This is a genomic window from Streptomyces sp. NBC_01669 (genome assembly GCF_026339735.1).
GTDB lineage: Bacteria > Actinomycetota > Actinomycetes > Streptomycetales > Streptomycetaceae > Streptomyces > Streptomyces yanii.
This window is the reverse complement of the sequence record NZ_JAPEQG010000001.1, coordinates 6,339,641-6,353,840: the sequence shown is the minus strand read 5'-3', so window position 1 is coordinate 6,353,840 and position 14,200 is coordinate 6,339,641. Positions and strand designations below refer to the sequence as shown.

Sequence of the window (14,200 nt, the reverse complement as noted above, 5' to 3'; positions counted from 1 at the left end):
CACCTCGCGCTTGCCGGCCAGTTGATGATGGCGAACCAACTGGTGTAACCGCCCGCTCCGTTGACATACCACTCGACGTATCCATTTGACGACCCGGTGCAGTTGCCGCTGCCGTACGTGGTGACAGTCACCACCCACGCCGATCCCGCACATCCTTGACTGGCCGTCAGACACATGGACCTCCACCGGACAGCTCTCAGTCCTCCGGCGGGAAGACCACCTCACCCGAATCGGCCAGCGTCAGCGTGATCGCTTCGACGGGGCATCCTTCCGCCGCCGCGAGCACCCGCTCGTTGGCATCGGTCTCCGGATCGCCCGGGTGGGACTGCCGGGCGAAGTCCAGCCGGAAGCCGTCCGGAGCGTGGTTCACGCACATCCCGGAGCCGATGCAGACGCTCCGGTCGACCTCCACATGCCAGCGGTCCCCCATCACGCCTCCTGCGGGCCGGGCTGCGCGGGCCGGTACCCGGCGGGCAGATGGATCATCTTGTGCTCGAAGTACTCGCCGTATCCCTCGGGTCCGAACTCCCGCCCCAGGCCGGAGTTCTTGTAGCCGCCGAACGGCCCGAGCATGTCGAGACTGAAGGTGTTCACGCTGTACGTGCCCGTCCTCACCCGGCGGGCGATGTCGATGCCGCGCTCGGTGTCGGCGGTCCAGACGCTGCCGCTGAGCCCGTAATCGGAGTCGTTGGCGATCTTCACCGCCTCCGCCTCGTCGCCGTACGGCAGCAGGCAGATGACAGGCCCGAAGATCTCCTCGCGGGCGATGCGCATGGAGTTGTCGACGGATCCGAAGAGGGTCGGCTCGACGTACCAGCCGCGAGCCTGGGAGGCCGGACGGCCGCCGCCCGTAAGGATCTTGGCGCCTTCCTCCTGGCCGATCCGGATGTAGTCGAGGGAGCGCTGCTGCTGGCGTCGCGCGACCAGGGGGCCGAGTTCGGTGGCGGGGTCGAGCGGGTCACCGACCTTCAGCGCACCCGCCGCGGCGGCGAACGCCTCGGCGGTCTCGTCGTAGCGGGAGTACGGGACGAGGATGCGGGTCTGGGCGACGCACGCCTGGCCGTTGATCATCCAGGCGAACGGGACGATGCCCGCGACGGCCGTGTCCAGATCGGCGTCGGGAAGGATGACAGCGGCGGACTTGCCGCCGAGCTCCAGGGTGACACGGGTGAGGTTCCGTGAGGCGACCTCCATGACCCTGCGGCCCGCCGCGACCGAGCCGGTGAACGACACCTTGTCGACGCCCGGATGGCCGACCAGGTACTCGCTCACCTCGCGGTCCGCCGGAAGGATCGACAGCACCCCTTCGGGGAGCCCGGCCTCGGCGGCGATCTCGGCCAGGATGTAGGCGTCCAGGGGCGATTCGGGCGAGACCTTGAGCACGGCGGAGCAGCCTGCCAGGAGCGCGGGCGCGAGCTTGGCGGCGGCGGTGAACTGCGGGACATTCCACGGCACGACGGCCGCGACCACCCCGACCGGCTCCCGGCGCACCAGCAGCGGCCCGAGGACGCCGTCGCGGCGCTCCTCGTACGGGAAGGTGCGGGCGACGGTGATCGCCGCGTCCCACACCATCATCGCGGCGAGGGCCTGCACCATCACGCTGGAGCTGTACGGAGTTCCGTTCTCGGAGCTGATGACGCGGGCGATCTCCTCGTACCGCACGGCGAACGCGTCCTTGATCCGCGTGATCACCTCGATCCGCTCGTTCAGGGACGCGCGCGGCCAGGGCCCTTCGTCGAAGGCCCGGCGGGCGGCGGCGACAGCCCGGTTCACATCCGCTTCACAGGCGTGCGGCACCCGGCCGATGACCTGCTCGGTGTGGGGCGATATCACCTCGATGATTTCCTGGCCGAGTGGATCGACCAACTCCCCGCCGATGAACAGTTTTCCGTGTTCCACAAGCTCGGTCATGGCTGCTGCCTCCCGCGACCCGGCACGTACCGACTCCACACCTGATTTCATATCTGACTCTGTGTCAGAACTGATACCAGCTCCAGTTCCAGGAGTCCACGCCCCGGACAGGGGCACCGCAACACCCCGGCGCTGATGGTCGACTTGGGCTACTAATGGAACAAGTTCTCGTTACAGTAGGTGTGGCACAGCGCGGCCAGGGGCCGACGCGAGAGATGGGGAGCCCATGACACAGGTGACCGAGCACGGCGGCGGCGTGTGGTCCATCAAGGTCCCGATCCCGGACAACCCGCTCGGCCACACCCTGGTGCATGTCCTCGACACCGACCGCGGGCCGGTCCTCGTCGACACCGGCTGGGACGACCCCGACGCCTGGGACACCCTGGTCGCCGGAGTCGCCGCCGTCGGTGTGGACATCGCAGGCATCCACGGCGTGGTCATCACCCACCACCACCCCGACCACCACGGACTCTCCGGACAGGTCCGCGAGGCATCGGGGGCGTGGATCGCGATGCACGCCGCGGACACCGCGATCGTGCGCCGCACCCGCGAGTCCGAACCGGGCACCTGGTTGAGCTACCTCGCGGCGAAGCTCGCCGCGGTCGGCGCACCGGAGGAGCACCTCGCCCCGCTGCGCGCCGCCCGCACGGGCGGCCGGATGCGCACGCTCCCCGGACTGCGCGCCGCCCTCCCGGACCGCGAGATCGTCCCCGGCGAGCTGCTCGACCTCGCGGGCCGGCGGCTCCGGGCGATCTGGACGCCGGGCCACACCCCCGGCCATGTCTGCCTGCACCTGGAGGAGAACCACCCGGCCGGTCTGCCCGGCCGCGGCCGTCTCTTCTCCGGTGACCATCTGCTGCCCGGCATCAGCCCCCACATCGGGCTGTACGAGGACCCGGACGATGCGACGGCCACCGACCCCCTGGGCGACTACCTGGACTCGCTGGAGCGCATCGGCCGGCTCGGGGTCGCCGAAGTGCTCCCCGCTCACCAGTACCCGTTCACGGACGCGGCGGGGCGCGTACGGGAACTCCTCGACCACCACGAGGAGCGGCTGACCGGACTGCTCGCCCTGCTCGCCACCCCGTTGACGCCGTGGCAACTGGCCGAGCGGATGGAGTGGAACCGGCCCTGGGAGCAGATCCCGTACGGTTCGCGGAACATTGCCGTCTCCGAGGCGGAGGCTCATGTGCGCCGGCTGGTGAAGCTGGGGCGCGCGGAGGCGGTGCCGGGCAGCGGGCCAGTGACGTACGTCGCTGTGTGAGGCAGCCCTCCGCCCGGAAGGGGCGGGCTACGCCCCGGTAGAATGCGCGAGTCGTCATCATGCCCGTTCAGGGGGAAGCCGGTGCGAATCCGGCACTGACCACGCAACCGTGAGCCGCTGACACAGCGGCGAGTCGGGCTGCCCTGTCCGCGGTCGTGACCGGCTCGCGTCACCGGAACCCCGGTGGCCGGCACCGTCGAGGAATACGGGGCCGGAGCCTGGTGCCTGAGTGTGCCTGTGCCCGGTTTCCCACCAGGAGAGGCTCAGCCCGCCATGACCGTACGCCGCAGCGCAGCAGCGCTCGCCGCCACCGCCACCGTGCTCTGTGCGGCCGCTGCCCCGGCCGCGGTCGCGGCGCCGTCCCCCTCCCCCACCCCGTCCGTCGCGCTGCCCTCCGGGCTGTACGGCACCAAGGACCCGACGTACGACGGGGTCTGGCGGCAGTCGCTGGCCTTCCTCGCCCAGCGCATAGAGGGGGTCGTGCCCGCGACGAAGTCGGTGGACTGGCTGATCGCCCAGCAGTGCGCGAGCGGCGCCTACGCCTCGTACCGCGCCCATGTCTCCGAGCCGTGCGACGCCAAGACCATGCTGGACACCAATGCGACCGCCGCCGCCGTGCAGGCGCTGGCGGAAATCGGCGGGCACGGCGACATCGTCAACAACGGCGTCCGCTGGCTGAAGTCCATCCAGAACGAGGACGGCGGCTGGGGCTACAACGCGGGCTCCCCCAGCGACGCCAACTCCACCTCGATCGTGATCGGCGCGCTGGCCCGGCAGGGCCAGCGGATCGGCGACATGACGAATCCGGGCGGCAAAACCCCGTACGACGCACTGCTCGCGCTCGCGATCCCGTGCGGCGGCAAGGACGGGGGCGCGTTCGCGTACCAGCCCGACAAGGCCGGGAAGCTCGCCGCGAACGCGGACGCCACCGCGGCCGCCGTACTCGGCTCGATGGGCAAGGGGCTGGCCGCCGGGGACAACGCCGCGGTCGAGGGCAAACCGCCGGCCTGCCGGACGAGCGACGCCGTCAAGCCGGAGCAGGCTGCCCAAAACGGCGCCTTCTACCTCGCGGGCGCCCTCGCGAAGAACGGCAACCATCTCAACCTGCCGCCGATGCCGGGCTCCGACGACACCACCCCGCAGCCCGACTTCGGCAACACCGCGGACGCGGTCGTCGCCCTGGCCTCCGCGGGCCACAAGAACAAGGCGGCCGGCGCGGTCGGCTGGCTGCAGAAGAACTCCAGGAGCTGGGCCGAGGAGAGCGGCCCCGCCGCCTATGCCCAGCTGGTCCTGGCAGCTCACGCGACCGGCGCCGACGCCCGCGACTTCGGTGGCGTCGACCTGGTCCGGGAGCTGAACGCGAGCGGTCCCGCGCCCGCCGCCGTCATCACGCCCAGTGCGACCCCGGACGACTTCTCGGCCGAGGACGGCACCAGCGACGACGCCGGTCTCGGGGTGTGGTGGCTGGTCGGTATCGGTCTCGCCGCCGGTGCGGGCATCGGTTTCCTGATCAGCAGCCGCCGGAAGCAGCCGTGAACCGGGCGGGGAATCGTGCGGGGAATGCGTTCGGCGGGCGGGTGGCCGTCGCGCTGCTGCTGGTGCTCGGCGCCGCTCTGACCGTGCTCGGCGCGGGCACCGCCCATGCGGCCGGCTACCGCTACTGGTCGTTCTGGGAGGGCAAGGGGTCCGGCTGGGCCTACGCCACCCAGGGACCCTCGCTCGTCCGGCCCGACGACGGGGCGGTGCAGGGCTTCCGGTTCTCCGTGAGCGAGGACTCCCAGGACTCGGCGAAGCCGCGCCGCACCCCCGACTTCGCGACGGTCTGCGCGGACACCCCCGCCAAGGACGGCACCAAGCGCGTCGCGCTCGTCATCGACCCCGGCACGACGGCGGACGCCCCGGCCGGGGAGACCCCGCCCGCGCTGCGCACCGCCTGTGCGCAGGTCGCCCCCGGGGCGAGCACCGCCGAGGCGCTCGCCTCGGTGGCCAAGCCGCTGCGCTACAGCAGCGACGCCCTGCTCTGCGCGATCTCCGGCTACCCCGCATCGGGCTGCGGCGAGCAGGTCTCCGGCAGCGGGCACACGGCGTCCGCCTCTCCCTCGTCCTCCCACCCCGGGAGCGGGCGCAGCGGTCCGTCCACCGGGGTGCTCGTCGGGCTCGGGGCCGTCCTGCTGCTCGGCATCGCCGCCGTCCTGCAGGCCCGCCGCCGGCGCGGATGACCGCCTCCCCCGGCGCGGTCCGGCTCCGCCATGCACTGCGGGCGCCCACGGCGACCCGCAGCAATGCCCTGCCCGCCGGGGCCTGGTGGCTGTGGGCGCTCGGGCTGGCCACCGCCGCGTCGCGGACCAGCAATCCGCTGCTGCTCGGGCTGCTGGTGTGCGTGGCCGGATATGTCGTGGCGGCGCGCCGGACGGACGCGCCGTGGGCGCGTTCGTACGGGGCGTTCATCAAGATCGGACTGTTCGTCGTCGCCGTGCGGTTGCTGTTCTCCGTCGTCCTCGGCTCGCCGATCCCCGGTACGCACCTGGTGGTCACCCTCCCCGAAGTCCCGCTGCCCGACTGGGCGCAGGGTGTCAGGATCGGCGGCCGGGTCACCGCCGAGCAGCTGCTCTTCGCGCTGTACGACGGGGCGAAGCTGGCCACGCTGCTGATCTGCATCGGCGCGGCGAACTCGCTCGCCAACCCGGCCCGGCTGCTGAAGTCGCTGCCGGGTGCGCTGTACGAGGCGGGGGTCGCCGTCGTCGTCGCGATGACGTTCGCGCCGAACATGGTCGCCGATGTGGTGCGCCTGCGCACCACACGCCGGCTGCGGGGCCGCCCGACCGGGGGCATCAGGGCCGTTCTGCAGATCGGACTGCCGGTGCTGGAGGGTGCGCTGGAGCGGTCGGTGGCCGTGGCGGCGTCGATGGACGCGCGCGGGTACGGGCGTACGGCGCAGGTCCCGCCCGCCGTCCGGCACACCACGAACGTCCTCACCCTCGGCGGTCTGCTGGGGGTCTGCGCCGGTACGTACGGCCTGCTGGCCTCGCAGGGTGCGGTCTACGGTCTGCCGCTGCTGCTCACCGGGCTCGTCGCCGCGACGGCCGGACTGCGGCTCGGCGGCGCCCGCTCGGTCCGTACCCGCTACCGGCCCGACCGGTGGGGCGTGCGGGCCTGGCTGGTGGCGGGGTCGGGTGCGGTGGTCGCGACGGCGATGATCCTGGCGGGCAGCGTCGACCCGGAGGCGCTGCACCCCGGGGTCGTACCCCTGGTCGCACCGGTGTTCCCGCTGTGGCCCGCGGCGGCGGTGCTGATCGGGCTGCTGCCCGCGGTGGTGGCGCCCGCGCCACCCCCGGTGGGTGGTCCGGCCGAGGCTCCCGTCGCGCACTCCGAGAAGGGGCAGTGATGATCCGGTTCGAGCAGGTCTCGGTGCAGTTCGAGGGCACGGCGCACCCCACCCTGTCCGGCGTCGATCTGACGGTCCCGGAGGGCGAGTTGGTGCTGCTCGTCGGTCCGTCGGGGGTCGGCAAGTCGACGCTGCTGGGGGCCGTCTCCGGTCTCGTACCGCACTTCACGGGCGGCACGCTGCGCGGCCGGGTCACGGTCGACGGCCGCGACACCCGCACCCACAAACCGCGCGAACTCGCCGATCTGGTCGGCACGGTGGGCCAGGACCCGCTCTCCCATTTCGTCACCGACATCGTCGAGGACGAGCTGGCGTACGGCATGGAGTCGCTGGGGCTCGCCCCCGATGTCATGCGGCGGCGGGTCGAGGAGACCCTCGATCTGCTGGGCCTCGCCGGGCTGCGCGACCGGCCGATCGCCACGCTCTCCGGCGGCCAGCAGCAGCGGGTCGCGATCGGCTCCGTGCTGACCCCGCACCCCAAGGTACTGGTCCTGGACGAGCCGACGTCCGCCCTGGACCCGGCGGCGGCCGAGGAGGTCCTCGCGGTGCTCCAGCGGCTGGTGCACGACCTGGGCACGACGGTCCTGATGGCGGAGCACCGGCTGGAACGCGTGGTCCAGTACGCGGACCAGGTCGTCCTGCTGCCGTCGCCGGGCGCCGCACCCGTGGCGGGTGCGCCCGCCGACATCATGGCCGTGTCCCCCGTCCACCCGCCGGTGGTCGCGCTGGGACGGCTGGCGGACTGGACACCACTGCCGCTCTCCGTGCGCGATGCGCGACGCCGGGCGACCGGGCTGCGGGAACGGCTGGCGTCGGCCGAGCCGCCGTCGGCCGTCCCGTCGGCGACGCCTGCTGCCCCGGCACCGCTGCCCACCGCCCCGGTACGGCGTGGGCTGTTCGGACTCCGTCGCACACCCGAGCCGGAGCCCGCTCCGGGTCCCGTGGGGGAAGCGATCGTCCGGGCCGAGGGTCTGGGGGTGCGGCGCGGTCGCGTCGAGGCGCTGCGCCGGGTGACGCTCTCCGTCACGCCCGGCGAGACCGTCGCGCTGATGGGCCGCAACGGCGCGGGCAAGTCCACGCTGCTCGCCGCCCTCGTCGGCACGGTCGAGCCCACGGCCGGCACCGTCCACGTGGGCGGCCGGGCCCCGCACCGTACGCCGCCGCGCGACATGGTGCGCCGGGTCGGGCTCGTACCGCAGGAACCACGCGATCTGCTCTACGCGGACACGGTCGCCTCCGAGTGCGCGGCGGCCGACACGGACGCGGGCGCCGCGGCGGGCAGCTGCCGGGCCCTGGTCTCCGAGCTGCTGCCGGACGTACCGGACGACACCCACCCGCGCGACCTCTCCGAGGGGCAGCGCCTCGCCCTGGCACTGGCGATCGTGCTGACCGCGCGCCCCCCGCTGCTGCTGCTCGACGAGCCGACCCGTGGCCTGGACTACGCGGCGAAGGCCCGCCTGATACGCGTGCTGCGCGGTCTGGCGGCCGAGGGCCATGCAATCGTCCTGGCCACCCACGATGTGGAGCTCGCCGCCGAGCTGGCCCACCGGGTGGTGATCCTCGCCGACGGGGAGATCGTCGCGGACGGGCCGACCCGGCAGGTCGTGGTCTCGTCCCCGGCGTTCGCACCGCAGACCGCGAAGATACTCGCCCCGCAGGAGTGGCTGACCGTGCCGCAGGTACGCGCGGCACTGGAGGCGGGCGCATGACGCCCCGGGAACGGGCCGTGCGAGCGACCGAAACACCGAGGGACCGGCGCACGGGCGACCGGCAGGCGCGGGCGGTGCGGCTCGGGCCGCGTGCGATCGCCGCGCTCCTCCTGATCAGCGCGATCGGTGTCGTCGCCATCGGCTGGCCGCTGCTGGCCGGCGCGGACTCCGGCCTCGCGCACTCCCAGGACGCGCCCTGGCTGTTCGCCGCGCTGCTTCCGCTGCTGGTCGGGGTGGTCGTCGCGACGATCGCGGACTCCGGCCTGGACGCGAAGGCGGTGGCGATGCTGGGTGTGCTCGCCGCGGTCGGCGCCGCGCTGCGCCCGCTCGGCGCGGGGACGGCGGGCCTGGAGCCGATGTTCTTCCTGATGGTGCTGAGCGGCCGGGTGCTCGGCCCGGGCTTCGGGTTCGTGCTCGGCTCGGTGACGATGTTCGCGTCCGCGCTGCTCACCGGCGGGGTGGGCCCGTGGATGCCGTTCCAGATGCTGTCGATGGGCTGGTTCACCATGGGCGCCGGGCTGTTGCCGGGCCCGGACCGGCTGCGCGGGCGGGCCGAGCTGCTGATGCTCGCGGCCTACGGGGGTGTGGCGGCGTTCGCGTACGGCACGGTGATGAACCTGTACGGCTGGACGATCGTGCCGGGCCTCGGCTCGGGCATCTCCTTCCATCCCGGTGACCCGCTGCCCGAGAACCTGGTCCGCTTCCTCGCGTACTGTCTGGCCACTTCGCTGGGCTGGGACCTGGGACGGGCCGTGCTGACCGTGGCGCTGACCCTCGTCGTCGGCGGGACGTTGCTGAAGGCGCTGCGCCGGGCCACGCGGCGTGCGGCCTTCGAGGCCCAGGTCACATTCGACGCCCCGAAGGCGTGAAGGCCCCCACAGGACCTTGGTCCTCCACCATCGGGAGTAGTAGCCGTTCCACCCCGGAAGAGGACGAACAGGAAGCACTTCCTCCCCTCCGACCTGCAATGAAGGTATTCATGCCGGTTCGGGACTTTCGGCCCTGAGTGCGAGACGGGGTCGTACCGGGGGTCGTTGCATCGGCTGAACGCCGCGGCCAACACTGGTCACGTCGCCGAGCACCGCATGGTCCATGGGAACGGACCGCGGTCGACGAGCGCCGGTCCCCGCGTCATTGGGCCCGGTCCGCGACTCCCCTGTACCCGACGTTAGGTTTCTCTGTGTCGTTCGCCCGCACCGTCCTCGCCCAGCCCCGCACCGCCCGCCGCAAGGCCACCGTCGCCGGAGCCGCCGTGCTCCTCGGCGCCACCGGCCTGGCGCTCGGCGTCACCCCGGCCATGGCCGCACCGGCGTCCGCGCCGACGTCCGCCGCCGCCAGTGCTCGGAGCATGGCGAAGTCGATGATCGGCGACGCGGCGCAGTTCCAGTGCTTCAGCAACATCGTGTCGCACGAGAGCGGCTGGAACCACACCGCGACCAACGCGTCCTCGGGTGCCTATGGCCTGGTCCAGGCACTGCCCGCCTCGAAGATGGCCTCGGCCGGTGCCGACTGGAGGACCAACCCCCAGACCCAGATCAAGTGGGGTCTGGACTACATGAAGTCGCGCTACGGCAGCCCGTGCGGCGCCTGGGCGTTCTGGCAGAACAACAGCTGGTACTGAGCCGTCCACCGGCCGCAGTGCGGGATGACCCCGACCGGGTTCCGGTCGGGGTCATCCCCGCGCCCGCGGCCGGCACGAGGTCCCGGTTCGCGGTGTCCGGCCGCCGCCGGCCCTCTGTCGACTCCGGGTCCGGCCCGGTCCGTTCAGCGGTGACGCCGTCCCGCTGCGGCGATCGTGTCGAACCAGCGGACGATCTGCGGGCCGGACTTCATGAAGGTCCCGTTGTGATCGGTCGCCCCTTGGTCGATCACCGGAACCCGCGCGCCGTGCGCGGCGAAGTCGGCTGCGCAGTTACGGGAGTTGGCGATCGCCACGTCCCGGTCGCCGGCTGACGAGTAGAGCCGCACGGGCACCTCGGGCTTCCAGTCGCACTGACCGTCCTGGGCGTTCAGCACGTCGCGCAGCGCCCCCGCCGGATGCTGCAGGTCCTGATAGGCCTCGTCGGTGAGGAGTTCCTTCAGCGTGCCGGGCAGCGCCGGGATGATCTCCTCCTCGAAGTGGTGGGTGTCGAAGAGGTCCTCGACGATGTCCGCGTACGGCTCGCGGAAGAACTCCGAGGGGTCCTTGTAGAGCGGGTGCAGCCGGTTCTGCGCGGTAAGAAAGTACGACATGTAGAAGACGGCGCTGATGTCGTTGATCCGGCCGTCGAACAGGGCGGGCGTCTCCGCGCCCCGGAGGTCGTACGGCCCCGAGACCGGTGCCAGCGCCCGCAGCCTGAAGTGCCGGTCCGCGCCGCTGTCGAGGGCCTTGGCCAGAGCCGTCGCGACCTGGCCGCCCTGGGAGAAGCCGCCGGCGTACACCTCGCCGGTGAGGGGGCGCCCCAGCTCCCGCGCCGCGGTGCGGGAGGCGCGCAGCATGTCGAGGGAGGCGGTGACGGAGGACGCGGTGTCCATGTACGGGTGCGGGCCCGGCCCCTTGCCGAGGCCGAGGTAGTCGGGGGCGGCGACGGCGCGGCCGGCGGAGGCGTGCAGGTACGGGGCGAACCGGCCGAAGTCCTCGCCGACGGAGGGCGCGTAGTCGCGGTGGACCATCGTGCCGTGGGCGTCGGAGACCAGGTCCAGGCGGTCGGCGCCACCCCTGGGAAGGACGAACAGACCGGTGGCGGTGGTGGGTTCGCCCTGCGGGGTGAGCGTGCGGTACGTGAGGCGGTAGGCGCGTACGCCGTAGCGGACGGTGCCCGTGTCCATGCCTGCCGAGGCGAGGAAGGCGCCGACGTCGGTGCGGTCGAGAGTGGCGACGGGCGTGACGGCGAGGAGCGTGCCCCGTCCGGCGGTGGGGGCGGCGTGGGATCCCCCGTCCTCCGGTCCGGCCTGCTGGGCCACGGCGGGCGCGGCGCCGAGGGCGGCGAGGGCCATGACCACGGCGACCGCCAGTCCCCGCCGGACACCACGCCGACCTTCCCTGGGAGAAGGGGCGTTGCTGCACGTCGTGCTGTTCTTGTTCTCCATGACCGTGACGCTATGCATCCGTGAGCGGCGCCGACAGCGGCATGGACCCCCGGCCGGGGTGCACCTGGCACCACCCCCCGGCCGGGGGAATTCCTCACAGCCGCTGGATGATCGTGCCGGTGGCCAGCGCCCCGCCCGCACACATGGTGATGAGCGCGAACTCCTTGTCGCGGCGCTCCAGTTCATGCAGCGCCGTGGTGATGAGCCGGGCCCCGGTGGCGCCCACCGGGTGGCCGAGCGCGATGGCGCCGCCGTTGACGTTGACCTTCGCGAGCCCGTCGAGGTCCCGCTCGAAGACCTGGGCCCAGCTCAGCACCACCGACGCGAACGCCTCGTTGATCTCGACGAGGTCTATGTCCTTGAGCGTCATCCCGGCCTTGCCCAGCACCGCGCGGGTCGCGTCGATCGGCCCGTCGAGGTGGAAGTGCGGGTCGGAACCGACGAGCGCCTGGGCGACGATCCGGGCGCGCGGCTTGAGCCCCAGTGCCCGCGCCATCCGCTTGGACGCCCACATGATCGCGCAGGCGCCGTCGGATATCTGCGAGGCGTTGCCCGCGGTGTGGATCGCGGTGGGCATGACCGGCTTGAGCCGGGCGAGCCCCTCCATCGTGGTGTCCCGCAGCCCCTCGTCCCGGTCGACGAGGCGCCACATGCCCTGCCCGGCCGCCTGCTCCTCCTCGGTGGTCGGCACCTGGACCGCGTACGTCTCCCGTTTGAACCGCTCCTCGGCCCAGGCCACGGCCGCCCGCTCCTGCGAGATCAGCCCGAGCGAGTCGACGTTCTCCCGCGTGAGGCCCCGCTTGCGGGCGATGCGCTCGGCGGCCTCGAACTGGTTGGGCAGGTCGACGTTCCACTCGTCCGGCCAGGGCTTCCCCGGGCCGTGCTTGGAGCCGCTGCCCAGCGGCACGCGCGACATCGCCTCGACACCACAGCTGATACCGACGTCGATGACTCCGGCCGCGACCATGTTGGCGACCATGTGGGAGGCCTGCTGCGAGGAGCCGCACTGGCAGTCCACGGTGGTGGCGGCGGTCTCGTACGGAAGTCCCACGGTGAGCCAGGCGTTGCGCGCCGGATTCATGGACTGTTCGCCGGCATGGGTGACCGTACCGCCGACGATCTGTTCCACGCAGTCGGCGTGGATGCCGGTGCGTCCGAGAAGTTCACGGTAGGTCTCGCCCAGCAGATAGGCGGGGTGCAGATTGGCGAGCGCGCCTCCGCGCTTGCCGATGGGGGTGCGTACGGCTTCGACGATGACGGGTTCCGCGGCCATGAGCTCGTCCTCTCCTCGCGCTTCCGCAGGGGGCGTCCCGGCGCCCACGGAAGGAACTAGTACGCGTTCTAGTTCTGCAAGCAGTCTTATGAGGCTTACCCCCGGTACGCAAGAGCCGTGCACGTACCTTGCACGCACAATGGGCGCACCTCGAAGCCCGCATGCGCCCCCTCGCGCAACAGATCGGGCCGCAGCCCTTGCCAGTTGTAGAACTCGTTACTACCTTGCGGGCAACTTCTGATGGGTCGTCAGGCAATGTTCGGGCGCCCCTCGGACCGACCTGGAGTTGCCGATGCCCTGCCCCCATCTGCCCGAAGGGTTCGACTTCACCGATCCCGACCTGCTCCAAGCCCGCATCCCGCACCCCGAGTTCGCCCGGATGCGGGAGACCGCATCGGTCTGGTGGTGCACCCAGCCGGCCGGTATCTCCGGTTTCGACGACGAGGGCTACTGGGTGGTTACCCGACATGCGGACGTCAAGTACGTCTCCACACACCCTGAACTGTTCTCCTCCCACACCAACACCGCGGTCATCCGTTTCAACGAGACGATCAGCCGCGACCAGATCGACGTCCAGAAGCTGATCATGCTGAACATGGACCCGCCCGAGCACACCCGGGTCCGCCAGATCGTCCAGCGCGGCTTCACCCCCCGCGCCATCCGCTCCCTGGAACAGGCCCTGCGCAGCCGCGCCCGGTCGATCGTCGAGACGGCCCTCGCCTCCGCCGCCGACGACGGCTCGTTCGACTTCGTCACCCACATCGCCGTCGAACTGCCGCTCCAGGCCATCGCCGAGCTCATCGGCGTGCCGCAGGAGGACCGGTCCAAGATCTTCGACTGGTCCAACAAGATGGCGGCGTACGACGATCCCGAGTACGCGATCACCGAAGAGGTCGGCACCGAGGCGGCCATGGAGATCGTCTCGTACGCGATGAACCTGGCAGTGGCACGCAAGGAGTGCCCCGCCAAGGACATCGTCACCCAGCTGGTCGCCGCGGAGGGCGAAGGCAACCTCTCCTCGGACGAGTTCGGATTCTTCGTGATCCTCCTCGCTGTCGCCGGCAACGAGACCACCCGAAACGCCATCAGCCACGGCATGCACGCCTTCCTCACCCACCCGGAGGAGTGGGAGCTCTACAAGCGCGAGCGCCCGGAGACCGCCGCCGAGGAGATCGTCCGCTGGGCCACCCCCGTGGTCTCCTTCCAGCGGACCGCCACCCAGGACGTCGAACTGGGCGGGCAGCAGATCAAGAAGGGCGAACGGGTCGGGCTGTTCTACTCCTCCGCGAACAACGACCCCGAGGTCTTCGAGAGCCCGGAACTCTTCGACATCTCCCGGGACCCCAACCCCCATCTCGGATTCGGTGGCGGCGGACCGCACTTCTGCCTCGGCAAGTCCCTCGCCGTCATGGAGATCAACCTGATCTTCAACGCGATCGCGGACGTGCTGCCCGATCTGCGGCTGACCGAGGACCCGCGGCGGCTGCGCTCCGCCTGGCTGAACGGAATCAAGCAGCTCCGGGTCAGTACCGCCGCCGGCTGACCGAGGCGCGGATTCCCGGACGGCGGGGGCCGTCCCTCCCACGCCG

12 protein-coding genes and 1 riboswitch are annotated in these 14,200 nt (G+C 71.7%); of the genes, 8 read left to right on the top strand and 4 right to left on the bottom strand.

The window, feature by feature from the left end; all coding sequences use genetic code 11:
- Positions 1 to 196: 196 nt before the first annotated feature.
- On the bottom strand, positions 197 to 430 hold the full coding sequence (locus OG972_RS28430; protein WP_266986144.1) for a ferredoxin: 234 nt from the start codon (positions 428 to 430) through the stop codon (positions 197 to 199).
- On the bottom strand, positions 430 to 1,911 hold the full coding sequence (locus OG972_RS28425) for an aldehyde dehydrogenase (RefSeq protein WP_266986142.1): 1,482 nt from the start codon (positions 1,909 to 1,911) through the stop codon (positions 430 to 432). The genes OG972_RS28430 and OG972_RS28425 overlap by 1 nt, the downstream gene beginning before the upstream one ends.
- Positions 1,912 to 2,137: 226 nt before the next feature.
- Between OG972_RS28425 and OG972_RS28420 the strand changes: the two genes are divergently transcribed.
- The 7 genes from OG972_RS28420 (at position 2,138) to OG972_RS28390 (ending at position 9,890) form a co-directional block, all read left to right on the top strand.
- Positions 2,138 to 3,175, top strand: a complete 1,038-nt coding sequence (locus OG972_RS28420) for an MBL fold metallo-hydrolase (protein WP_266986140.1) — start codon at positions 2,138 to 2,140, stop codon at positions 3,173 to 3,175.
- A 31-nt stretch (positions 3,176 to 3,206) separates the two neighbouring features.
- A riboswitch (cobalamin riboswitch) is annotated at positions 3,207 to 3,341 on the top strand.
- Between the two features lie 107 nt (positions 3,342 to 3,448).
- Positions 3,449 to 4,711: a prenyltransferase/squalene oxidase repeat-containing protein gene (locus tag OG972_RS28415; RefSeq protein ID WP_266986138.1), complete on the top strand. Its 1,263-nt coding sequence runs from the start codon at positions 3,449 to 3,451 to the stop codon at positions 4,709 to 4,711.
- Complete coding sequence (locus OG972_RS28410; protein ID WP_266986136.1) at positions 4,708 to 5,394, top strand: SCO2322 family protein; 687 nt, start codon at positions 4,708 to 4,710, stop codon at positions 5,392 to 5,394. Before OG972_RS28415 ends, OG972_RS28410 begins: the two co-directional genes overlap by 4 nt.
- Positions 5,391 to 6,560: an energy-coupling factor transporter transmembrane protein EcfT gene (locus OG972_RS28405; RefSeq protein WP_266986134.1), complete on the top strand. Its 1,170-nt coding sequence runs from the start codon at positions 5,391 to 5,393 to the stop codon at positions 6,558 to 6,560. Before OG972_RS28410 ends, OG972_RS28405 begins: the two co-directional genes overlap by 4 nt.
- Positions 6,560 to 8,269, top strand: coding sequence for an ABC transporter ATP-binding protein (locus tag OG972_RS28400; RefSeq protein WP_266986132.1), 1,710 nt, complete (start codon positions 6,560 to 6,562; stop codon positions 8,267 to 8,269). Before OG972_RS28405 ends, OG972_RS28400 begins: the two co-directional genes overlap by 1 nt.
- A 17-nt stretch (positions 8,270 to 8,286) precedes the next feature.
- Positions 8,287 to 9,138, top strand: coding sequence for an ECF transporter S component (locus OG972_RS28395; protein WP_266986130.1), 852 nt, complete (start codon positions 8,287 to 8,289; stop codon positions 9,136 to 9,138).
- Between the two features lie 311 nt (positions 9,139 to 9,449).
- A complete protein-coding gene (locus OG972_RS28390) occupies positions 9,450 to 9,890 on the top strand; it encodes a transglycosylase SLT domain-containing protein (protein ID WP_266986128.1) in 441 nt (146 codons plus the stop codon).
- Positions 9,891 to 10,033: 143 nt separating this feature from the next.
- Here the strand turns inward: OG972_RS28390 and OG972_RS28385 are convergent, their stop codons facing one another.
- Together OG972_RS28385 and OG972_RS28380 are read right to left on the bottom strand one after the other, a co-directional pair.
- Positions 10,034 to 11,338 (bottom strand): alpha/beta hydrolase, encoded by a 1,305-nt coding sequence (locus OG972_RS28385; protein WP_266986126.1) that lies wholly within the window; start codon positions 11,336 to 11,338, stop codon positions 10,034 to 10,036.
- Positions 11,339 to 11,432: 94 nt separating this feature from the next.
- The gene (locus tag OG972_RS28380) at positions 11,433 to 12,611 is read right to left on the bottom strand and encodes a steroid 3-ketoacyl-CoA thiolase (RefSeq protein ID WP_266986124.1); all 1,179 of its coding nucleotides are present in this window, start codon (positions 12,609 to 12,611) and stop codon (positions 11,433 to 11,435) included.
- A 292-nt stretch (positions 12,612 to 12,903) separates the two neighbouring features.
- On the opposite strand from OG972_RS28380, the gene OG972_RS28375 reads away from it, so the two are divergent.
- On the top strand, positions 12,904 to 14,154 hold the full coding sequence (locus OG972_RS28375; RefSeq protein ID WP_266986123.1) for a cytochrome P450: 1,251 nt from the start codon (positions 12,904 to 12,906) through the stop codon (positions 14,152 to 14,154).
- The last annotated feature ends 46 nt before the right edge of the window (positions 14,155 to 14,200 follow it).

Coding starts and splice junctions, on each gene's coding strand:
- OG972_RS28430 (WP_266986144.1), bottom strand. CDS start 430: ATGGGGGACCGCTGGCATGTGGAGGTCGACCGGAGCGTCTGCATCGGC.
- OG972_RS28425 (WP_266986142.1), bottom strand. CDS start 1,911: ATGACCGAGCTTGTGGAACACGGAAAACTGTTCATCGGCGGGGAGTTG.
- OG972_RS28420 (WP_266986140.1), top strand. CDS start 2,138: ATGACACAGGTGACCGAGCACGGCGGCGGCGTGTGGTCCATCAAGGTC.
- OG972_RS28415 (WP_266986138.1), top strand. CDS start 3,449: ATGACCGTACGCCGCAGCGCAGCAGCGCTCGCCGCCACCGCCACCGTG.
- OG972_RS28405 (WP_266986134.1), top strand. CDS start 5,391: ATGACCGCCTCCCCCGGCGCGGTCCGGCTCCGCCATGCACTGCGGGCG.
- OG972_RS28400 (WP_266986132.1), top strand. CDS start 6,560: ATGATCCGGTTCGAGCAGGTCTCGGTGCAGTTCGAGGGCACGGCGCAC.
- OG972_RS28385 (WP_266986126.1), bottom strand. CDS start 11,338: ATGGAGAACAAGAACAGCACGACGTGCAGCAACGCCCCTTCTCCCAGG.
- OG972_RS28380 (WP_266986124.1), bottom strand. CDS start 12,611: ATGGCCGCGGAACCCGTCATCGTCGAAGCCGTACGCACCCCCATCGGC.
- OG972_RS28375 (WP_266986123.1), top strand. CDS start 12,904: ATGCCCTGCCCCCATCTGCCCGAAGGGTTCGACTTCACCGATCCCGAC.